Source organism: Curtobacterium sp. C2H10, from assembly GCF_025407985.1.
Classification (GTDB): domain Bacteria; phylum Actinomycetota; class Actinomycetes; order Actinomycetales; family Microbacteriaceae; genus Curtobacterium.
The window spans coordinates 100,268-120,621 of record NZ_JABXGF010000005.1 but is presented as its reverse complement, the minus strand read 5'-3'; the positions used below and the strand labels follow the sequence as shown (position 1 = coordinate 120,621).

Below are 20,354 nucleotides of genomic sequence, written 5' to 3'. Positions count from 1 at the left end.
CACGCCCACCGGCCCGTCCGACGAAGGAGTCGCGAGATGCCCGCACGGTTCGTGTACTGGATCAACGCCTCGCTCGACGGCTTCGTCGAGACCGAGGCCGGTGAGCACAGCGGCGTCGAGGGACCGGAGTGGATCCGGATCGACGAGACCGTGCACCGCGAGTTCAACCGCCGCGCCCGGGCGATGACGCTGTCCGTCGAGGGCCGCATCGTCCACGACATGATGGACCCGTTCTGGCCCGACGCCCGCACCGACGAGTCCCTGCCCGCGTACATGCGCGAGTACGGCGAGATCTGGACCGAGCAGCCGAAGGTCCTGGTCTCCCGGTCGCGGACGGCGGCGGACCACAACACGCGGATCATCGGCCGCGACGAGGACGCGATCGACGAGCTCGCCCGCCTCCGCGCCGAGTCCGAGGGCGACGTCGGTGTCGGCGGTCCGAGCATCGCGACGCAGCTGCTCGACGCCGGACTCCTCGACGAGCTGATGGTCTTCACGCACCCGGCCGTCCTCGGGCGTGGGCGTCCGCTGTTCGACCCGCCGCCGTCGGGTGCGCGACCGCCGTTGGTCCTCGACCTGCTCGAGCAGCAGCGGTGGGACAACGGGGTGACGCTGCACCGGTACGACCTCCGGCGCTGATCAGCCGGCGGACGGTGCCGTCCCGACGATGACCAGCCGCCACGCGCTCGACCGGTCGCTGTCGAAGCCGTTGAACGCGACGGAGTCGACGTCCGTGCTCGCGAGCCGCGTCAGGCGGATCGGGTTCGGGCTGTCCCGGCAGGCCACGGGGTCGACGGTGAAGTCGCCGGATCCGCCCCGGGACTCGATGCGGACGATCCCCCGCATGTGCCCGTTGCCGAAGCACGAGAACTCGAGGTGGTCGATCGCCTTCGCGGCCGGGAACCGCAGCGTGACGCCGGTCCCGACCTCGGACGGGTCCTCGTCGCCGGGTTGGATGTCCGCGGTCAGCACGCCGAGGACGTCCGGGTCGGTCTCCGTCGCCGCCTCCTGTGCGCTCCGCCAGTCGGCGAGCGCCTCCTCGTCGACCGTCGGCGTCGCCGTGCAGCCGGCCAGCAGGAGCAGGACGGCGAGCGGCGGGACGAGGAGGTGGGGGCGGTGCACGGTGCGAGCCTACGGAACGGGAGGCGCGGCGCCAGCTGGCACCGCGCCTCCAGTCCGGGGGATGGTGGCGTCAGACGTCGCGTCGGCGTGCCACCACGAGTGCGAGTGCGCCCACCACGGCCACCTCGGCCGCGAGCACGCCGAAGCCGCCCCAGCCGTTCAGGACGATGCCCTCCTGCGGCGCGGCGTCGCCGGCCGAGTAGGTGAACAGCTGCATCCCGGCCTGGTCGGGCAGGAACTTCGTGACGTCGAGGAGCCACTGCGCCTGCAGCACGCTCGCGATGAGCGACAGCACGATCGGGACGACGAGCAGGAGCCCGAGCGTGATCGCGATCCCGCCGGCGCTCGACCGGACGAGGAGTCCGATGCCGTACGCGAGCAGGGCGAGCAGCGTGACGTACACCGAGGCGCCGAGCAGCGGCATGAACACCGACGGATCGGCGAGGTCGGCGTGCACGCCCTTGCCCGCCTGCAGCGCCGCCGAGGCGAACACCCCGATCCAGATCGACACCGCGCTGACGACGAAGGTGGTGACCGCGAGGACCGAGGCCTTCGCGAGGATCACACCCGTCCGGCGGGGGTCGGCGGTGAAGGTCGAGCGGACCTGACCGGTGCCGTACTCCCCCGTGATGATGAGCACGCCGAGCACCGCGACGACGAGTGCCGTCAGGGAGACGCTGGCGGTGTTGATCGTCACGAGGGTGCCGTTCGCGGAGTCCTGGGCGACGGGCGTGCCGACGTCGAGGGCGTTGCCGATGAGGACTGCCATCGCGATCGTGACCACGACGAGGATCGCCAGGCACCAGATCGTGGAGCGGATGCTGCGGAGCTTGATCCACTCGCTGCGGACGAGCCGGCCGAAGCCGAGCCCGATCGTGGGCGGCAGGTTCGTGGGCGGCAGGGTCGTGGCGGTCATCGGGTGCCCTCCGATCGGTACTCGACGTCGTCGCGGGTGAGCGCCATGTAGGCCTCTTCCAGGCTGGCGCCCACGGGTGTGAGCTCGTGCAGCGGGACGCCGACCTGTGCGGCGATGTTCCCGACCGTGGTGGCGTCCGGGCCGACCACCATGAAGGTGCCGTCCTCGCGCGGGGTCACGGACGCGTTCGGGCCGATCGCCTGGAACAGCTGGTCGGGAGCCGGCGTCCGGACGACGACGCGGCTGCCGCCGGTGCCGCCGCCCGCGGCGACGAACTCCTGGATGGGGGCGTCGGCGAGGACCCGGCCACGGCCGAGGACGACGACGCGGTCGGCCGTCTGTGCCATCTCGCTCATGAGGTGGCTGGACAGGAACACGGTGCGACCGTCGGCGGCCATGCGGCGGGCGAGCTGCCGCACCCAGAGCACGCCGTCCGGGTCGAGGCCGTTGACCGGCTCGTCGAGGATGAGGGTCTTCGGGTCGCCGAGCAGTGCCGCGGCGATGCCGAGTCGCTGCCCCATGCCGAGCGAGAACCCGCCGACGCGCTTCTTCGCGACGGAGTCGAGGCCGGTCATGTCGATGACCTCGTGCACGCGGGACTTCGGGATCCCGTGGGTCGCCGCGAGCGAGAGGAGGTGGTTGTAGGCGCTGCGGCCCTGGTGGACGGCCTTGGCCTCGAGGAGCGCCCCGACCTGCCGGAGCGGGTCGCGGAAGGACGTGTACGGCTGCCCGTTCACGGTCGCCCGCCCGGCCGTGGGGCGGTCGAGCCCCATGATCATGCGCATCGTGGTGGACTTCCCGGCGCCGTTCGGCCCGAGGAAGCCGGTCACGCTGCCCGGCCGCACGACAAACGAGACGTCGTCGACGGCGGTCTTCGGACCGTACTGTTTGGTGAGGTGCTCGACTTCGATCACGGCGGCCACGCTACGGGGACCTGGGAGTCGGCCGCGTCCACCCTGAGGGGGAGATGGGGTGGACCGCTCGGGGGACCCCGTCGCGACCTCGGCTCGGCGCCCGACCCCCAAAGACCCGTTTGACGGTCGCGCCGGGGCCGACCACGATGGCTTCCGTGTCCACCATCGAGAGCCTCCGGGCGACCGCGCACCCCGTCCGCCTGCGGCTGCTGTCGCTCGTCACGGGTGCGGCGATGAGCGCTGCCGAGGCCGGTCGAGAGCTCGGCGTCTCCCAGGCCGCGGCGAGCTACCACCTGCGGGTGCTCGAACGCGCTGGACTCGTGCGGGTCGTCGAGACCGTGCGGCTCCGGGGCGGTGACGCGAAGCGGTACCGGCACGAGTCGTCGGCTCGGCGGTTCCGCCTCGACGACGGCGACGGGAGTGCTGCTCCGGAGGTCCTCCCCGCGGACGACCAGCGTGTCTACGTCGAGGCCCTGGTCCAGGAGCTCCTCCGGCGCACCGACGACCGCACGACCGGTCCGTCGACCTCGACCGACGCCGAGCTCTGGGTCGGACCGGAGACGTGGCGCCGCGTGGTGCAGCACGTCGGCGACGCGGCCGCGCTCCTGCACGCCGCGGCCCGACCGCCGCGGACCCCGGGAACGGTGCCGGTCTCGATGACGGTCTCGATGTTCCCGCTGCGGCGACCGTGAGGACGCCGAGGGGCACCGGGCCGCTGCGGCACGCCCCGTTCCGGTGGCTCGTCACCGCCCGGACGGTGAGCATCGTCGGGAACGCGGTCGCACCCATCGCCCTCGCGTTCGCGGTCCTCGACCTGACCGGCTCCCCCGTCGACCTCGGTCTCGTGGTGGCGGCGCGGTCGGTGGCGAACGTCGCCGTCCTGCTCTTCGGCGGCGTGCTGGCCGACCGGCTGCCCCGTGACGTGCTGCTCGTGGTCACGTCGCTCGCGGCCGCGGCCACCCAGGCGATGATCGCCGCGCTCGTCCTGACCGGCAGCGCCACCGTCCCGCTGCTCGTCCTGTTGAGCATCCTGAACGGCGCGGTCGCCGCGGTGAGCCTGCCGACGACCGCGGCCATGGTGCCGGAGACCGTCCCGGCGACGGAACTCCGTCCTGCCAACGCGGTGATCCGGCTCGCGCTGAACGGCGGCACCATCGTCGGTGCGTCGGCGGGTGCGGCGGTCGTCGCCGTCGTCGGTGCCGGCTGGGGGCTGGCGATCGACGCGGCGGGGTTCGCGCTCGCCGCGCTGCTCTTCACGCGGATCCGACTGCTGAGACCCGCGCGGGACGCCGACGCCGAGCCGACGTCCGTGCTCGCCGACCTCCGGGACGGCTGGGCGGAGTTCACCCGGCGCCGGTGGGTCTGGACCGTGGTGGCGCAGTTCACCGTCCTGAACGCCGCTTTCGTCGGTGCGACGACCGTGCTCGGCCCGGTGGTGGCCGACGGGTCCTTCGGTCGGGCTGCCTGGGGACTCGTGGTGTCCGCGCAGACCGTCGGGCTCGCGCTCGGTGCGGTCGTGGCGCTGCGGTGGCAGCCCCGGCGAGCGCTCGGCATCGGCGTCGCGACGATGGCGGTGACCGCGCTGCCCGCAGCCGCGCTCGGACTCGTGCCGACGCTCCCCGTGCTCCTCGTCGCGTTCCTGCTCGGCGGCACCGCCCTCGAACTGTTCTCCATCGCCTGGGACCACGCGCTGCAGACGAACGTGCCGCGGGAGCTGCTCTCGCGGGTGTACTCGTACGACATGGTCGGGTCGTTCGTCGCCGTGCCGCTCGGCGAGGCGCTCGTCGGACCCCTCGCGGGGGTGGTCGGCACCCCGGCGACGCTCGTCGGGTGCGCGGTCGTGATCGTGCTGGCCACCGCCGTCGCCGCGTCGACCCGGAGCGTCCGGCGCGTCGAGGTCACCGCTGCCTGACGTGCCGCCGCAGCCGGCGCCGGGGCTAGCCTGACGCCGTGAGCGACGCACTGGACGACGGGCCGTTCTTCCACGGGACCAAGGCGGACCTGCACGTCGGCGACCTGCTGATCGCCGGGTTCCGCTCGAACTACCGGCCCGAGGTCGTGATGAACCACGTGTACTTCACCGCGCTCCGGGACGGCGCCGGGCTCGCGGCCGAGCTGGCGGCGGGCAACGGACTCCCCCGTGTGTACGAGGTCGAGCCGACCGGAGCGTTCGAGGACGACCCGAACGTGACGGACAAGAAGTTCCCGGGCAACCCGACGCGCTCCTACCGCAGCACGGCGCCGCTCCGGATCACCGGCGAGGTGACGGGCTGGCCGCGGTTGACGCCGGAGGCACTCCAGGCGTGGCGCGATCGGCTGGCGGCGCTGCGCGCGGACGAGCGGGGCGAGATCATCAACTGACCGCCGCGCCCGACCGGCCGGCGCCCCGGACGGGATTTCGCGCTGCGCGACAGTTCACGGGAGCGCGACCGCGTGAAGTGTCGGTCAGCGCGAAAACCCGCGCCCGCCCGGCGGAGGCCGTCAGCGCGACCGCGCCCGGTACTCCCCCGGCGGCCCACCGCACGCGCGGGTGAAGTGCGCGTAGAAGCTCGACTGCGACCCGAACCCCGCTGCGTGCGCGATCTCCGACGTCGTCATCGAGGTCGTCGCGAGCAACCGCTGCGCCTCGGCGACCCGGCACCGGGTGAGGTACTCGAGGATGGTCGTCCCGACGTCCTGCCGGAACACCGACATCGCGTAGTGCGGGTGCAGGTGCGCCGCCGCGGCCACGTCGGCCACCTCGATCGGCTCACGGAACCGGTCGACCACGAACCGCACCATGTCGATCACCCGGTGCATGGCGTCCGCGGTGCCGTGCCCGCCGCCCGGGCGGAGGTCGACGGCGTCCCGGTGGTGCCGCAGCAGCCGTCGGACGAGCGCCTGGGCCTCGAGGTTCGCGATGGTCTCGGCGCCCTCGTCCGCGAAGTCCCGCTGCCACGAGCCGAGCATCGACTCGACGTCACGACCGGCGGCCTCGGTCGGCACGACGACCGGCCGGTTGAGCAGCATCGCGCCGAGGTCGTGGTCGGGCAGCCCCCACGCGAGCACCTCGCCGAGCGGGATGTGCACCCATCGGAACTCCCCGGTCCCCGTCCCGTCGCCGACGAGCTGGTGCGGGGTCCAGCCCCAGAAGAGCGCGATCTCGCCGGCGTGCACGCTGACCGGGGCGCCGCCGAAGCGGTAGTCGAGGTGCCCGTCGAGCACGAGGTTGATCTCGAGGTCGTCGTGCCGGTGGGACGACGGCATGAGCGGCGCCGGGCCACGGTGGCTCCAGTACGCCGCTTCCATCGTCTCCACGTCGAGCACACCGCGAGCCTACGACAGCGACCCGCCGGCCCGACAGCGACCTCCGGGCCCGACAGCGACCTCCGGGCCCGACAGCGACCCCGGGCCCGACAGCGACCCGAGCGCGCCCATCCGAGGATCCTGGAACCCCGCCGTCCGAAGCCGGAGGCCCGCACCCGCCCCCGCTTCCTACCGTCGTTGCATGACCAAGATCACCATCATCGGCGCCGGCGGCTTCGTCTTCCCGTTCCGCCTCATCGGCGACCTCGTCTCCTTCCCCGCACTGCAGGGCGCGACGCTGCACCTCATGGACCTCGACGCGCGCAGGGTCGCCCGCACCGCGAGCGCTGCCCGCGAGCTCGTCGCCCACCACGGCCTCGGCACCGAGGTCCTCGAGACCACCGACCGCCGCGAGGCCCTCGCCGGCGCGGACGTCGTCATCATCACGTTCCAGGTCGGCGGCGTGGAGTCGTACAGGTGGGACGTGGAGATCCCCCGGAAGTACGGCATCGACCAGGCCGTCGGCGACACCGTGGGACCCGGCGGCGTGTTCCGCTTCCTGCGCTCCGTGCGCGCCTACGAGGACATCGCCCGCGACGCGCTCGAGCTCTGCCCGGACGCCCAGTTCATCAACTACGCGAACCCGATGGCGATGGCCACGGCGTTCCTCAACGCGAAGGGCCTGCGCACGGTCGGCCTCTGCCACAGCGTGCAGGGCACCACGCGCATGCTCGCCCGGACCCTCGACGTGCCGTACGACGAGGTCGAGTACGTCAGCGCCGGCATCAACCACCAGGCCTGGATCCTCGAGTTCAAACGGCGGAACGGCGAGGACCTGTACCCGCGCCTCCGCGAGGTGATGACCGCGAAGCACCGGCGCGGCGTCGCGGCGGCCGACCTGCACGACGACGACGGCGACCACAGCGAGGCGGCTGCGGCGGCGAGCAACTACGAGGGCGGCAACGAGCAGGTCCGCACGCAGCTGATGCGGTCGTTCGGGTACTTCGAGACCGAGTCGAGCCACCACGCGAGCGAGTACGTGCCGTACTTCCGCAAGGACCCGGAGACGGTGCTCGAGTACATCCCGGAGCGCTGGGACTACTACGAGATCTGCCTCGCCCACGACGAGCAGGGCGACGTCGACCAGCAGCTCGAGAAGCTCAAGGCCGACCTCTCCCCGTCGGTCGAGTACGGCGCGAGCATCGTCAACGCGATCGTCACCGGCGTCCCCGCGGTGGTCTACGGCAACGTCCCGAACCGCACCGGCGTGATCGCCAACCTGCCGTCGGACGCCTGCGTCGAGGTCGCCTGCCTGGCTGACGGCAACGGGGTCACCCCGATCTCGTTCGGCGAACTCCCCCCGCAGCTCGCGGCGATCAACCGGACGAACACGAACGTGCAGACGCTGGCGGTCCGCGCGGCGCTGACCGGCAGCGTCGAGCACGTCCACCACGCGGTCGCGCTCGACCCCCTCACCGCGGCGCACCTCACGCTCGACCGGATCGCCGAGATGACCGACGAGCTGCTGCACGCGCACGCCGCGCTGCTCCCGGAGTCGCTGCGTCCGGCGACCGCGGCACCGGCCGAGCAGGGTGCCGTCCAGGAGGCGCGACCCGCCCTCGTCTGACCGCCCCGTCCGCCGACGGGGCCGGGTCCACCGCGCGACCCGGCCCCGTCACGGACGCACCCGGACCCCGGGACGCGCACCGCGCCTCCTGGACCACCACGGCACCACGACCTCGAAGGAGAGGACCATGCCGACCCGACCACCCACCCAGCTGGCCCGACGCGGGTTCCTCGCGCTGGCCGGCATCTCGATGGCCGGCGCACTCGCCGCCTGCGCCGGCCAGGGCACCGCTGCCCACGGCGGCACGAAGCACATCCGCTTGTCGACCTGGAACATCCCGTCCGACATCACGAGCTACCAGCGGATCGCCGACGAGTTCGTCGCGGCGCACCCCGGCACCAGCGTCGCCGTCGAGGTCACCACGGGCCAGTTCCACCAGTGGTTCATCACCCGGCTCGCCGCGGACCTCGCGCCCGACGTCATCCGGATCACCCCGCAGCAGATCGGCCGGTACGCAGCGAACGGCAGCCTCGTCGACATCTCCGGCTCGATCCCGAAGGACTACCAGCAGGACTACAGCACGCCGTTCTGGGCGATCGGTGCCCGGGACGACGGTGTGTACGGCGTCTTCCAGCACACCGACAACTTCATCACCTACTACAACCGCGAGGTCATGGACCGGATCGGGGTCACCCCGCCGGAGCGCCTCGCGGACGCGTGGACGTGGGACGAGTTCCTCGACGTCGCGAAGGAGGTCAAGCAGGTCACCGGCAAGTACGCGTTCGGGTACGGCTGGTCCGCGCCGGAGACCGCCTACCGGTGGCTGCCGTTCGTCTACCAGAACGGGGGTGCGTTCCTCGGCGAGGACGGTGCCACCCCCTCGATGGACACCCCCGAGGCGATCGACGCCCTGGCGTTCGGACGCAAGTGGTACGCCGACGGCCTCGCCACCACCGGCAACCTGTCGAAGAGCGGCGGCGGGGACGTCTCCCGCAACCTGTTCCTGACCGGGCAGATCGGCATGATGCTCAACAACCCGGAGTCGATCGTGCAGCTCGACACCGACATGCGGGACAACTGGGGCACGGCGCCGATGATCCGGAACGTCGGTGAGGCGAGTGACCTCGGCGGCAACGCCCTCGCCGTCACGAAGTCGAGCAAGCACCCCGAGCTCGCGGCCGAACTCGTCGCGATGATCACCTCGCGGCCGAAGATGCAGCAGTTCTGCCACGACGGCAACTGGCTGCCCGCCCGCGAGTCCCTCGACGCGGCGGACATCGGGTACGCCGCGAACTCGGACACCATGCAGCGGTTCATCGACCAGGGGTCGACCATCCCGCTGTCGATGGTGAAGGCCGAGAGCGGGCAGTACTTCTCGTCGCTCAACGCGGTGTTCGCCGACTACCTCGACCTGTGCCTGCTCGGGCAGCTCAGCCCGAAGGAGGCCTCGAGCCAGATGATGGAGGCGATGCGCAGTGTCACTGCGAACTGAGACCGCGCCGGTCCGGACCACGGCGTCGACCGCCCCGCCGACCGGTGGGCTCCCCGTCGGTGGTGCCGCACGACGACGCCAGGGCCGGTTCGTCCCCTGGGTGTTCGTCGGCCCCGCGGCGCTGCTGTTCCTCGGCTTCTCGCTCATCCCGATCGTGACCGCGATCGCCCTGAGCTTCCAGGACTCGAGAACCTCGCTCGGCGACGGCACCTGGGTCGGCGGGAAGAACTTCGTCGACATGGGCTCCGACCCGTTGATCGGGACGGCGCTGCGGAACACGCTCGTCTTCACGATCGGGACCGTCCCGACCGCGATGGCGATCGGCCTCGCCCTGGCGGTGGCGCTCAACCGACCGCTGCCCGGGCGTTCGGTGTTCCGTGCGCTCTTCTTCGTGCCGATGGTCGCCGCCGGCGTCGTGGTCGGCGTCATCATGTCGTGGATCTTCAACGGTGACTACGGCGTGGTGAACAACCTGCTCGAGGCGCTCGGTCTCGGCCGCGTGCCCTGGCTGACCGCGCCCGGCTGGGCGATGGCGACCCTGGTGATCGTCGTCGTGTGGACCCGGATCGGGTTCTGCATGGTGATCTACCTCGGTGCGCTGCAGTCCGTGCCCGCCGAGCTCAAGGAGGCAGCCGCGATCGACGGCGCCTCGCGGTGGGTGCGGTTCCGGACGATCACGTGGCCGCTCCTGCGCCCGACGACGTCGATCCTGCTCATCCTCAACGTGGTGTTCTCGCTGCAGGCGTTCGACGTCATCTACGTGATGACCGGCGGCGGCCCCGGCTTCTCCACCACGGTGCTCATCCAGTACGTGTTCCGGTCCGCGTTCATCGACGCGCGGATGGGGTACGCCGCGGCACTCGGGCTGGTGCTCGTCGCGATCCTGCTCGTGTTCACGCTGCTCCGGCAGCGGGCCAACAAGAAGGCAGAGGAGGCCATCTGATGGCGCTGTCCGTTGCGGGCTCGACCCGCGCCTCCCGTCCGACCGCCGGGCGGCGGAAGCCGCGCCCGGGCCGCTGGGTGCTCGTCGCCGGACTCACCGCGCTGGCGATCCTGATGGTCTTCCCGCTGTACTGGATGGTCGTCTCCGCGCTCACCCCTGGCGGCCAGTCGCAGAGCGGCACGTTCTCGCTCTTCCCGACCCGGCCCACCTTCGAGAACTACACGCAGGTGTTCAGCACGCAGCCGGTCTGGCGGTGGCTCGGGAACTCCGCGCTCATCACCAGTGTCGGCACCGCGCTGAGCGTCGTCGTCTCGCTGATGGCCGGGTACGCCCTGGCGAAGTTCCGGTTCGTCGGGCGGGGGCTGCTCTACTCGGCGTTCCTCGTCACGATCATGATCCCGATCCAGGTCACCCTCGTGCCGAGCTTCCTCGTCGTCGCGAAGATCGGGCTCGTCGACTCCCCCTGGGCGGTCATCCTGCCGACGGTCTTCGACGTGGTCGGGATCTTCATCGCCCGGCAGTTCATGCTCGGGGTGCCGGACGCACTGATGGAGGCCGCGCGGCTCGACGGCGCCGGCGAGTTCCAGACGTTCTTCCGGGTCGTGCTGCCGACCTGCGGTCCCCTCGTCGGGGTGCTCGTGATCCTCGGGTTCATGACGCGGTGGAACGACTTCCTCTGGCCGCTCGTCGTGCTGCAGGGCAACGAGAACCTCACCGTGCCGGTCGCGCTGTCGACGCTGACGAACAACCCGGCGTTCAGTTCGCCGTGGGGTGCCGTGATGGCGATCGCCACCGTGACGGTGCTGCCGCTGCTCGTGGTCTTCCTGGCGTTCCAGCGGCAGTTCGTGCAGGGCATCGCCTCGACGGGGATCAAGTAGGCCGCGGGCGCGCGGGCGTACCCGGTCGGGACGGCAGCACGGTCAGACCGCGGCGCGGAGCACGGCCCCCACGACGCGCGCGGGCTCGGGCAGCGGCTCGTTCGTGGCCGACGCCCGGAAGGAGTCGAGTGCGAGCGCGGCGAACCGCCGCGCGGCATCGAGTCGCTCGGCCGGGCCGTCCCCGCCCAGCCCCCGCGCCGCGAGCAGCACGAGGAGCAGGTCGTCGACGACGAAGTCGGGCCGCAACCGTCCCTCGGCCTTGGCTCGCAACGCCAGGCCCGCCATCGCGTGCAGGAGCTCGGCGCGGTGCCGTGCGAGCCGGTCGGACACCTGGCCCGCGGCGACGAGCGCATCGACGAAGCCCTGGTTGCGGGCGTTCAACTCGACGGTCCGCTCGACGACGGAACGCAGGCCCAGCCAGGGGTCCGGGAGCGCGGCACCCTCGAGGACGATGCTCCGGCAGAGCTCGAGCTCGTCCTCGAACGCGGCGTCGACGAGGTCCTGCCTGGTCGGGAACCGCCGGTAGAGCGTCGCCGGCCCGACCCCCGCGTGCCGGGCGATGTCCCGCATCGTCACGTCGAGGCCGCGCGCGCCGAACAGCTCGCGCGCGGCCTGCAGCACGCGGTCGCGGTTCTCGCGTGCGTCGGATCGGAGGTGAGACGTCTCGTCCATCATCGCTCCCACTTTAGTCAAGTGGACGTGGGCGTCCGTTAGCGTCGCGAGCATGCACGCAGTCACCATCCAGTCCTTCGGTCCGCCGGACGGCCTCGTCCCCACCGAGCTCCCCGAACCCGTCGCCGCACCCGGCCAGGTCCTCGTCGACGTCGAGGCGATCGGCGTCGGCGGCGTGGACGCCGTCATCCGGCGCGGGACGATCGCGCGCCCCGGACTCGAGCCCGGGTACGTCCCGGGCAGCGAGGTCGCCGGGCGCGTCGTCGCCGTCGGGGACCAGCGGGACGTCGACTGGCTCGGCCGCCGGGTCTGGGCGTTCACGGGCGTCGGTGGCGCGTACGCCGAGCGTGTCGTCGCCGGGACCGGGGACCTCACACCGCTCGAGGACGGGTTCGACGCCGTGGACGCCGTCGCCCTGGGGTCGGCCGCCCCGGTCGCCCGGTTCGCGCTGGCGCACGCGCACCTCGCCCCGGGCGAACGGGTGCTGGTACGCGGAGCCGCCGGCAGCATCGGGATCGCCGCGGTCGAGCTCGCCGCACAGGCCGGTGCCGCGGCGGTCGCGGTGACGACGGGTTCGGCCGAGCGAGGCGACCGTCTGCGCGGGTTCGGCGCCACCCACGTGCTCGACCGACAGGGCGCGGGCGACGGGCCGGAGTCGTACGACGTGGTCATCGACGTCGTCGGCGGCCCCGCGATGCCCGCGTTCATCGACCGTCTGGCACCGAACGGTCGGCTGGTCCTCGTCGGCGCCGTGGCCGGCATGCCCCCGGCGGACTTCGGTGCGCACCTGCTCCGCGGCTTCCAGCAGTCGCGGTCGGTCGCGACCTTCAGTCTCGACTCCGTGCCGCGCGACGCCCTGGCGTCGACGCGGACGGAGCTCTTCCGCGCGGCCGCCGCGGGGACCCTGTCCCCGGTCGTCGACGCGGTGCTGCCGCTCGCAGACGCTGCGGAAGCGCACCGCCGCATGGACGACGGCGAGGTCTTCGGACGGATCGTCCTGACGCCCTGATCCCGGCCATGGACAGACGGGAGGCGCGGTGCCAGCTGGCACCGCGCCTCCCGTCCGTCACCTGGTGACGTCAGCCGCGGATCACGGAGATCTCGTCGGCCTGCGGACCCTTCTTGCCGGGGCCGACCACGTAGCGGACGTGGTCGGTGTCCTCGAGCGAGCGCAGGCCCGTCGACGCGACGATGCTGGAGAAGTGGGCGAACAGGTCGTCGGACCCGTCGTCCGGGGTGATGAAGCCGAACCCCTTGTTGTTGTCGAACCACTTGACGGTTCCGGTGGGCATCAGAGCCACCCCTCTCAGTGGATGCGCAGTTGCGCGACCATCGGGCAGGCGAACGGGTCACGAGCAGCGAGCCCGACCCGGTTGAGGTACCGGACGACGATGCCGTACGAGCGCAGCAGGGTGGTCTCGGTGTAGGGCACGTCGAGCGTGTCGCAGTGGTCACGGACGAGCAGGCGGGCCTGCTTCAGCGCCGGACGCGGCATCGACGGGAACAGGTGGTGCTCCACCTGGTAGTTCAGGCCGCCCATGAGGAACGAGACCCACCAGCCACCGCGGATGTTGCGGGAGGTGCGGACCTGGCGCGAGAAGAAGTCGACCTTGGCGTCATGCGCGATGGTCGGCATGCCCTTGTGGTTCGGGGCGAACGAGGCGCCCATCATCACACCGAAGACGGCGAGCTGGACCCCGAGGAACGCGCACGCCATGCCGAAGGGCAGGAACCAGAACACGATCGTCAGGTAGATGCCGAAGCGGGCGACGAGCAGGCCGGCCTCGAGCCAGCGGTGCTTCACGTCGGCCTTCGTGCCGTTGCCCGTGACGATGCTCATCACGGCGTAGCGGTGCAGGTTCAGGCCCTCGAGCGTGAGGAGGGGGAAGAACAGCCAGCCCTGGAAGCGCATGAACGTCGTCATGAGCGGGCCCTTCACCGACGCGGCGTCCTCCGGCAGGAAGCGGATGCCGTCCGGCGCGATGTCCGGGTCCTTGCCGACGGTGTTCGGGTTGCCGTGGTGGCGGGTGTGCTTGTTCATCCACCACGAGTAGCTGAGGCCGACCATGAACGTGCCGAGCCAGCGGCCGGCGTGGTCGTTCCACTTCTGCGAGGCGAAGACCTGGCGGTGCGCGGCCTCGTGCGAGAGGAACGCGAACTGCGTGAAGAGGACGCCGAGGGCTCCGGCGACGATGAGCTGGAACCACGAATCGCCGAGGAACGCGAACGCGACCCAGGCGAGGGCGAGGGTGCCGATGAGGGTTCCGAACAGGGACCAGTAGAAACCGGTGCGGCGGCGCAGGAGGCCGTTGTCCTTCACCTGCGCCAGCAGCGCGGAGTAGGTCGAGGTGCCCTTGCGGGGACCTGTTGCGGGACGGGTGCGGGTGTAACCCGGTGCGAGCGGAGTGGTGGTCATGAGGACCGCCTTCCGGTACGGATCGGTCCTTCAACCAATGCGAGTGAGTTCACGCGTTTGCGCTTGGCGCGACACTAGGGGCGGAACATGCGTGTTCGCCTGGGAGTCCGGTTTGCGTCGGTCCGTCTGGCACGATCTTCCGTCGGTCCGTCTGCCACGATCGACGCATGCCTCTCGACGGACGCCCCCTCGAACGCCTCGGCTTCCTCACTATCGGGTCGTTCGACCCGGCACGGCCCCGACTCGGTCACGAGGAGACCCTCCGGGTCATCGAGCGCGCCGAGGCCCTGGGCTTCGACAGCGCGTGGTTGCGGCACCGGCACGTGCAGCACGGCATCTCCTCCCCCGTCGCACTGATGGCCGCCGCCTCACAGCGGACCTCCCGGATCGCGCTCGGGACCGCCGTCACACCGATCGGCGCCGAGAACCCGTTCCGGCTCGCCGAGGACCTGGCGACGGTCGACGTGCTCCTCGGTGGCCGTCTCAACCCCGGTTTCTCCTCCGGCACCCCGATGCACTACGACCTCTACCGGGACGCGCTGTACCCGGACACCGCCGAGCAGGAGGACTTCGGCGACGCCCGACTCCTGCGCTTCCGTGACCTCGTCCGGGGCGACCCGGTCGTCGAGGTCGCCGAGCAGCGCGGCATCGAGGAGTTCGCCACGACCGTGCAGCCGCAGAGCCCGGGCCTCGCCGACCGGCTCTGGTACGGCACGGGCAGCACGCGGTCAGCGGTGTGGGCGGCGCGGAACGGTTTCCACCTGCTCACCTCGAGCGTGACGCGGAGCGAGATCGGCACGGACTTCGCGACGAACCAGCGCGCGCAGATCGAGGCGTACCTGGAGGCGCACCCGTCGCCGGCGACCGCCCGTGTCTCGCAGGGTCTCGTCGTGATCCCCACCGACACCGCGACACCGGAACAGGAGGCCCGGTACCGCGCCTACGCCGAGGGTCGGGCGGGTCGCGGCGGGGTGCCGATGGGGCCGGGGAAGCTGCTCTTCGCCGCCGACCTGGTCGGGACGTCGGCCGAGATCGCTGATCGGCTGCGCGCGGACGCCGGGTACCAGGTGGCCACGGAGGTCGCCTTCGCGCTGCCGTTCTCGTTCGAGGCGGAGGACTACGCGCAGATCGTCACGGACATGGCGGAGCGGCTCGGGCCGGCGCTCGGGTGGGCGCCGGGGGCCGTGGCGACCATCGGGCGCTGAGACCGCCGGGCGATCGTGCGTTTCATCACCGCCACCGCGCCACCGCGCGCCTCGTGGACGAAGGGGTCGCACACGCGGCCCTGGTGTTCGAGGGCGAGGACGCGATCGCCTGGTGCCAGTTCGGCAGCCCGGTGGAGCTGCCGAACATCTACCACCGCAAGCAGTACGACGCCGGCGAACCCGCGCCGCCTCCGTGGCGCATCACGTGCTTCTTCGTCGACCGGGACCACCGGCGGTCCGGGGTCGCTCGCGAAGCGCTCGACGGTGCGCTGGGGTTGATCGCGGAGGCTGGCGGCGGCGAGGTCGTCTCGTTCCCGAACGAGCTCACTCCGGGCACGCGGACCTCATCGTCCTTCCTGCACAACGGCACGAGGGCGATGTTCGAGCAGGCGGGCTTCACGTTCGAGCGCCACATCGGCACGAGCAAGACCGTCATGCGGTTGACCGTCCCCCCGGCTCCGGTGGTCGGCTGACGGCAGCTCCACCGCCTTCCAGGAGGCACGGTGCGGGCCCGCCACGCGCCTCCGGTCCGATGACGTGGACGTCCGACCTGGTGGCTGCCGCGAACGACTGAAGCCCCGACGGAACCAGCGTTCCGTCGGGGCTTTCCGGTCGGGCTGACAGGATTTGAACCTGCGACCCCTTGACCCCCAGTCAAGTGCGCTACCAAGCTGCGCCACAGCCCGCGAGCCCCGAGGGACCCACGTCGCCCGCGTCCGACCGGAGCGCGGAGCAACCCGACCAGCATAGCGGACGCCGGCCCCCTCCCGCGCCACGCGGTGTCGTCCCGCGCGAGTCGTCCAGTGCGTCGCGGCTCCACACGACACCCGTCGGATTCCCAGGGTCCCCGCCGGCCGGCTCGTAGGGTGGCCGGATGCGTTCCGGTCCCACCTCCCGTGTCCTCCTCGCACTCGCAGCAGCCGGCCTGCTGCTCGGAGCCGCCGGGTGCACCGGGTCACAGACCGAGACACCCCGGCCGACCCTCGCGAAGGCGACGGCGGAGTCCGTGTCGGTCGCGGCCCAGTCCGACGCCGCCGAACGGTCCGTCCGGACGAGCCGCGCGCTGTTCGCGTCCGCTCCCGGAGCCGTCGTCGCGCCCGCCGACGACGCCGACGCCGTGCGGTCCGCGGCGAGCGCCGCCGAGGCGGCCCACGTCCCGGTCCTCCTCACCGGGAAGGACGAGTCGACGGGGAAGGGCGAGTCGACGGCGAAGGACGGGTCGCCGGCGGCGCACGAACTCGAGCGCCTCGGCGCCCGCTGGTACCAGGCCGAGGGCGACGTCGCGATCGACACCGACGTCCCCGAGCAGGACGCGCCGGACGGCGGGGACGCGCCGGAGCCGAGCCGCGCCTCCAGGCAGGCCACCGTCGTCGTGGCGGACGCGACCGCCGACGCCGCATCCGTGGCGACCGCGAAGGCGGCGGGTGCCCGCGTCGTGACGATGCCGGACGGTGTGACGGACCCCGCGGCCGCGCCGGACGTCGTGACCGCACTGCACGAGCGGAGCGACCACCCGACGGTGCTGGTGGGGGCGGCGTTCGCCGACCTGCCGGACCCGGAGTGGACCGTCCGCGCCGCCGAGAACGGGTGGCAGCTGCCCGACGGCGGTCAGCGGCCGTTCGACGGCCACCGGTACGTGGCGCTCTACGGTGCGCCGGGAGCGCCGGCGCTCGGCGTCCTCGGCGAACAGGACCCGACGGCGACGGTGCAGCGCGCGAAGTCCGTCGCGGCGTCCTACAAGGGGCTCGGCGACGTGCCGATCACGCCCGCGATGGAGGTCATCGCGACCGTCGCCGCCGGGGACGCCGGCGCGGACGGGGACTACTCGACCGAGCTGCCCGTGTCGACGCTCGAGCCCTACGTCGACGCCGCGCACGACGCCGGCATGCCCGTGATCCTCGATCTCCAGCCGGGGCGCGCGGACTTCCTGTCGCAGGCGAAGCGGTACGAGTCGCTCCTGTCGAAGCCGGGCGTGTGGCTGGCGCTCGACCCCGAGTGGCGGCTCGGGCACGACCAGGTCCCGCTCGAGCAGATCGGGAGTGTGAAGGCCTCCGAGGTGAACGAGGTGTCCTCGTGGCTCGCGGACCTGGTCCGCTCGAAGGGGCTCCCCCCGAAGGCGTTCGTGCTCCACCAGTTCCGGCTGTCGATGATCCAGGACCGCGCGTCGCTCGAGCAGCACCCCGAGCTCGACATGCTCGTACACGTCGACGGACAGGGGTCGCAGCCGGACAAGCAGGCGACGTGGAAGGCGCTGCACGTCGGGGCGCCCGAGGGCATCCACTGGGGATGGAAGAACTTCTACGACGAGGACCAGCCGATGCTGACGCCGCAGCAGACCATGGCGGACGTGGCGCCGACACCGTCGCTGATCACGTACCAGTAGCGTTTTCCACAGACTGGAGGCGCGACCCACGTTTCGTCGGTCGGTGCTGACAGCATGGGGTCATGTCTGTAGCCCCGTCACCTGCTCCGCCGTCCCCCGCGATCGCTGCGGAGGCGCAGGAGGCGCTGCACGCCCTGACCGGGCGGCCCGACGCGGTGTTCCACCCCGGGCAGCTCGAGGCGATCTCGGCGCTGGTCGAGCATCGGCAGCGCGCCCTCGTGGTGCAGCGCACCGGGTGGGGGAAGTCCGCCGTGTACTTCCTCGCGACCCTGCTGCTCCGGCGACGCGGGGGCGGCCCGACCGTGCTCGTGTCGCCGCTGCTCGCACTCATGCGCGACCAGGTCGCCGCGGCTGCCCGGGCCGGGGTGCGTGCGGTGTCGATCAACTCGGCGAACGCGCACGAGTGGGGTGAGACGCAGGCGGCGCTCGCCCGCGACGAGGTGGACGTCCTGCTCGTCTCCCCCGAGCGGCTCAACAACCCGAGGTTCCGCGACGAACAGCTGCCGACGCTCATCGCCCGCATGGGCATGCTCGTCGTCGACGAGGCGCACTGCATCTCCGACTGGGGGCACGACTTCCGGCCGGACTACCGCCGGCTGGCCGAGCTCATCCGGTCGCTCCCCCACGGCGTGCCCGTGCTCGCCACCACCGCGACGGCGAACGAGCGCGTGGTCGAGGACGTCGCCGAGCAGCTGACCGCCGGCCCCGACGAACCCGTGTTCACCATCCGCGGGTCCCTCGCGCGGGCCTCGCTGCGGCTCGGCGTGCTGTCGCTCCCCGACGCCCGACAGCGGCTCGGCTGGTTGCTCTCGCACCTCGGCGACCTGCCGGGCAGCGGCATCATCTACACGCTCACCGTCTCGGCGGCCGAGGACATCGCCCGGCTCCTGCGCGACAACGGGTACGGGGTCCGCGCATACACCGGGCGCACCGACACCGACGAGCGCGAGCAGCTCGAGCAGCAGCTCAAGGGCAACGAGCTGAAGGCACTCGTCGCGACGAGTGCGCTCGGCATGGGGTTCGACAAGCCGGACCTGGGCTTCGTCGTCCACGTCGGGGCGCCGTCCTCCCCCGTGGCGTACTACCAGCAGATCGGTCGCGCCGGTCGCGCCACCGACAACGCCGACGTGCTCCTGCTGCCCGGGCGTGAAGACCAGGAGATCTGGCAGTACTTCGCGAGCGCCTCGATGCCGACCGAGTCCCGGGCGTCCGCGGTGCTGCACGCGCTGTCCCGTGGCTCCGCGATGTCGACCGTCGCCCTCGAGGGACTGGTCGACATCAAGCGCTCCACCCTCGAACTCCTGCTCAAGGTGCTCGACGTCGACGGCGCGGTCCAGCGCGTCGCCGGCGGGTGGGTCGCCACCGGGCAGCCGTGGGAGTACGACGCACCCCGCTACGAGCGGGTCGCCGCAGCCCGCGCTGCCGAGGCCGCCTCGATGCTCGACTACGAGTCCACGTCGCAGTGCCGCATGCAGCTCCTGCAGCAGGACCTCGACGACCCGTCCGCCGAACCGTGCGGTCGCTGCGACAACTGCACCGACGCCTGGTACCCGACGTCGGTGTCGTCGTCGGACGCCTCGGGTGCCGCCGCGGCGCTCGACAAGGTCGGGGTCGAGATCGCCCCGCGCGCCCAGTGGCCGTCGGGGATGTCGTCGCTCGGCGTCCCCGTGCGCGGCAAGATCAGCGCTGACGAGCTCGTCCAGCCCGGACGCGCCGTCGCCCGACTCACCGACCTCGGGTGGGGTGGGCCGCTCCGTGCCCTCTTCGCACCGGGGGTTCCCGATGCCCCGATCTCGCGGGAGCTCGTCGACGGGTGCGTCCGTGCGCTCAAGGACTGGCCGTGGGAGACACGTCCGACCGGGGTCGTCGCGATGTCGTCGCGGTCACGGCCCGAACTCGTCGGGTCGCTCGCGCAGGCACTGTCCTCGATCGGGCGGTTGCAGTTCCTGGGCACCCTCGGTCGGAACGGTGGGACGCCGCGCGGCGACGGTGCGACGAACAGCGCCTACCGGTTGTCGGGGGTGTGGGACACGTTCGTGGTCGATCCCGCGCTTGGGGCCGCGCTGCAGTCGCACGAGGGGCCGGTGCTGCTCGTGGACGACCTCGTCGACAGCCGGTGGACGATGACCGTGGCGGGGCGCGAACTGCGGCGGGCCGGAGCGTCGGCCGTGCTCCCGTTCGCGTTGGCCACGGTCGCCTGACTCCGGCGTCAGCCGCTCGGGTTGCTCAGGCCGTCGGCAACCCACTGCAGGAAGACGACGACGGCCACGTCGACCAGGAGCGTCCCGCCGGCCACGAACAACCCGGCCGCTGCGACGACGACCGCTGCCGGACGCGGCCCGGGCACCCGGAACAGGGCCACCACCGTGGCGAGGAGCGCGGCGAGCGAGACGATCCCCGTCACCACCCACCACGGTGGGAACCCCTCGGTGAACACGCGCGCTAGGCCGACCGCGTGTGCGACGCCGGCGATCAGTGCGACGGCCCCGGGCGCAGCCAGCCACCAGCTGCTCGCGCCGATCGTGCGGTCGCCGGACGAACGTGCTGTCATGTCGGACCTC

At 72.0% G+C, this 20,354-nt stretch carries 21 protein-coding genes and 1 tRNA gene; 13 read left to right on the top strand and 9 right to left on the bottom strand.

Translation table 11 applies throughout. The features are described 5' to 3' along the window. The first annotated feature begins 36 nt into the window (after window positions 1–36). A complete protein-coding gene (locus tag HWD93_RS04615; RefSeq protein WP_261646155.1) occupies window positions 37–639 on the top strand; it encodes a dihydrofolate reductase family protein in 603 nt (200 codons plus the stop codon). Here HWD93_RS04615 and HWD93_RS04610 read toward each other — a convergent pair whose 3' ends face one another. From HWD93_RS04610 to HWD93_RS04600, 3 genes are all read right to left on the bottom strand, one after another. Then, window positions 640–1,122, bottom strand: a complete 483-nt coding sequence (locus HWD93_RS04610; RefSeq protein WP_071303642.1) for a hypothetical protein — start codon at window positions 1,120–1,122, stop codon at window positions 640–642. Between the two features lie 70 nt (window positions 1,123–1,192). Continuing rightward, the gene (locus HWD93_RS04605) at window positions 1,193–2,038 is read right to left on the bottom strand and encodes an ABC transporter permease (RefSeq protein ID WP_261646154.1); all 846 of its coding nucleotides are present in this window, start codon (window positions 2,036–2,038) and stop codon (window positions 1,193–1,195) included. After that, window positions 2,035–2,952 carry an ABC transporter ATP-binding protein gene (locus HWD93_RS04600; RefSeq protein WP_071303698.1) on the bottom strand — a complete coding sequence of 306 codons (918 nt, stop codon included), beginning with the start codon at window positions 2,950–2,952 and terminating at the stop codon, window positions 2,035–2,037. Before HWD93_RS04600 ends, HWD93_RS04605 begins: the two co-directional genes overlap by 4 nt. 155 nt (window positions 2,953–3,107) lie before the next feature. On the opposite strand from HWD93_RS04600, the gene HWD93_RS04595 reads away from it, so the two are divergent. The 3 genes from HWD93_RS04595 to arr are packed head-to-tail and all read left to right on the top strand — an operon-like array spanning window position 3,108 to window position 5,313. Next, window positions 3,108–3,644, top strand: a complete 537-nt coding sequence (locus HWD93_RS04595; protein WP_083414121.1) for a helix-turn-helix domain-containing protein — start codon at window positions 3,108–3,110, stop codon at window positions 3,642–3,644. Next, window positions 3,641–4,864 carry an MFS transporter gene (locus HWD93_RS04590; RefSeq protein WP_071303644.1) on the top strand — a complete coding sequence of 408 codons (1,224 nt, stop codon included), beginning with the start codon at window positions 3,641–3,643 and terminating at the stop codon, window positions 4,862–4,864. Before HWD93_RS04595 ends, HWD93_RS04590 begins: the two co-directional genes overlap by 4 nt. Window positions 4,865–4,902: 38 nt before the next feature. Beyond that, a complete protein-coding gene (gene arr, locus HWD93_RS04585) occupies window positions 4,903–5,313 on the top strand; it encodes an NAD(+)--rifampin ADP-ribosyltransferase (RefSeq protein ID WP_071303645.1) in 411 nt (136 codons plus the stop codon). A gap of 120 nt (window positions 5,314–5,433) precedes the next feature. Here arr and HWD93_RS04580 read toward each other — a convergent pair whose 3' ends face one another. Next, the gene (locus tag HWD93_RS04580; RefSeq protein WP_139199537.1) at window positions 5,434–6,258 is read right to left on the bottom strand and encodes a helix-turn-helix domain-containing protein; all 825 of its coding nucleotides are present in this window, start codon (window positions 6,256–6,258) and stop codon (window positions 5,434–5,436) included. A 181-nt stretch (window positions 6,259–6,439) separates the two neighbouring features. On the opposite strand from HWD93_RS04580, the gene melA reads away from it, so the two are divergent. The 4 genes from melA to HWD93_RS04560 all read left to right on the top strand — a co-directional run bounded on the left by melA (window position 6,440) and on the right by HWD93_RS04560 (window position 11,117). Continuing rightward, window positions 6,440–7,864 (top strand): alpha-galactosidase, encoded by a 1,425-nt coding sequence (gene melA, locus HWD93_RS04575; protein WP_261646153.1) that lies wholly within the window; start codon window positions 6,440–6,442, stop codon window positions 7,862–7,864. 127 nt (window positions 7,865–7,991) lie between these two features. Beyond that, entirely contained in the window at window positions 7,992–9,296 is a 1,305-nt protein-coding gene (locus tag HWD93_RS04570; RefSeq protein WP_261646152.1) for a sugar ABC transporter substrate-binding protein, read from the top strand. Continuing rightward, a complete protein-coding gene (locus HWD93_RS04565; protein ID WP_261646151.1) occupies window positions 9,280–10,239 on the top strand; it encodes a carbohydrate ABC transporter permease in 960 nt (319 codons plus the stop codon). Before HWD93_RS04570 ends, HWD93_RS04565 begins: the two co-directional genes overlap by 17 nt. Then, window positions 10,239–11,117, top strand: coding sequence for a carbohydrate ABC transporter permease (locus HWD93_RS04560; protein WP_261646150.1), 879 nt, complete (start codon window positions 10,239–10,241; stop codon window positions 11,115–11,117). Before HWD93_RS04565 ends, HWD93_RS04560 begins: the two co-directional genes overlap by 1 nt. 42 nt (window positions 11,118–11,159) lie before the next feature. Here the strand turns inward: HWD93_RS04560 and HWD93_RS04555 are convergent, their stop codons facing one another. Further along, window positions 11,160–11,789 carry a TetR/AcrR family transcriptional regulator gene (locus tag HWD93_RS04555; protein WP_261646149.1) on the bottom strand — a complete coding sequence of 210 codons (630 nt, stop codon included), beginning with the start codon at window positions 11,787–11,789 and terminating at the stop codon, window positions 11,160–11,162. A gap of 52 nt (window positions 11,790–11,841) precedes the next feature. On the opposite strand from HWD93_RS04555, the gene HWD93_RS04550 reads away from it, so the two are divergent. Then, window positions 11,842–12,798: a zinc-binding dehydrogenase gene (locus tag HWD93_RS04550; RefSeq protein ID WP_261646148.1), complete on the top strand. Its 957-nt coding sequence runs from the start codon at window positions 11,842–11,844 to the stop codon at window positions 12,796–12,798. Window positions 12,799–12,868: 70 nt separating this feature from the next. Here the strand turns inward: HWD93_RS04550 and HWD93_RS04545 are convergent, their stop codons facing one another. Beyond that, entirely contained in the window at window positions 12,869–13,081 is a 213-nt protein-coding gene (locus tag HWD93_RS04545; RefSeq protein WP_070419121.1) for a cold-shock protein, read from the bottom strand. 14 nt (window positions 13,082–13,095) lie between these two features. After that, window positions 13,096–14,205, bottom strand: coding sequence for an acyl-CoA desaturase (locus tag HWD93_RS04540; protein WP_070416482.1), 1,110 nt, complete (start codon window positions 14,203–14,205; stop codon window positions 13,096–13,098). Window positions 14,206–14,372: 167 nt separating this feature from the next. Here HWD93_RS04540 and HWD93_RS04535 point away from each other — a divergent pair, with 167 nt between their 5' ends. Together HWD93_RS04535 and HWD93_RS04530 are read left to right on the top strand one after the other, a co-directional pair. Then, complete coding sequence (locus HWD93_RS04535) at window positions 14,373–15,410, top strand: LLM class flavin-dependent oxidoreductase (protein WP_261646147.1); 1,038 nt, start codon at window positions 14,373–14,375, stop codon at window positions 15,408–15,410. 53 nt (window positions 15,411–15,463) lie between these two features. Continuing rightward, entirely contained in the window at window positions 15,464–15,883 is a 420-nt protein-coding gene (locus HWD93_RS04530; protein WP_261646146.1) for a GNAT family N-acetyltransferase, read from the top strand. A 139-nt stretch (window positions 15,884–16,022) separates the two neighbouring features. Here HWD93_RS04530 and HWD93_RS04525 read toward each other — a convergent pair. Continuing rightward, window positions 16,023–16,096, bottom strand: a tRNA-Pro gene (locus HWD93_RS04525). 188 nt (window positions 16,097–16,284) lie between these two features. On the opposite strand from HWD93_RS04525, the gene HWD93_RS04520 reads away from it, so the two are divergent. Beyond that, a complete protein-coding gene (locus HWD93_RS04520; protein WP_070416487.1) occupies window positions 16,285–17,793 on the top strand; it encodes a hypothetical protein in 1,509 nt (502 codons plus the stop codon). Between the two features lie 62 nt (window positions 17,794–17,855). Next, window positions 17,856–19,994, top strand: coding sequence for an ATP-dependent DNA helicase RecQ (locus HWD93_RS04515; protein ID WP_261646145.1), 2,139 nt, complete (start codon window positions 17,856–17,858; stop codon window positions 19,992–19,994). 8 nt (window positions 19,995–20,002) lie between these two features. On the opposite strand, the gene HWD93_RS04510 is transcribed toward HWD93_RS04515, so the two are convergent. Next, window positions 20,003–20,344, bottom strand: coding sequence for a hypothetical protein (locus HWD93_RS04510; RefSeq protein WP_071303689.1), 342 nt, complete (start codon window positions 20,342–20,344; stop codon window positions 20,003–20,005). Window positions 20,345–20,354 lie beyond the last annotated feature (10 nt).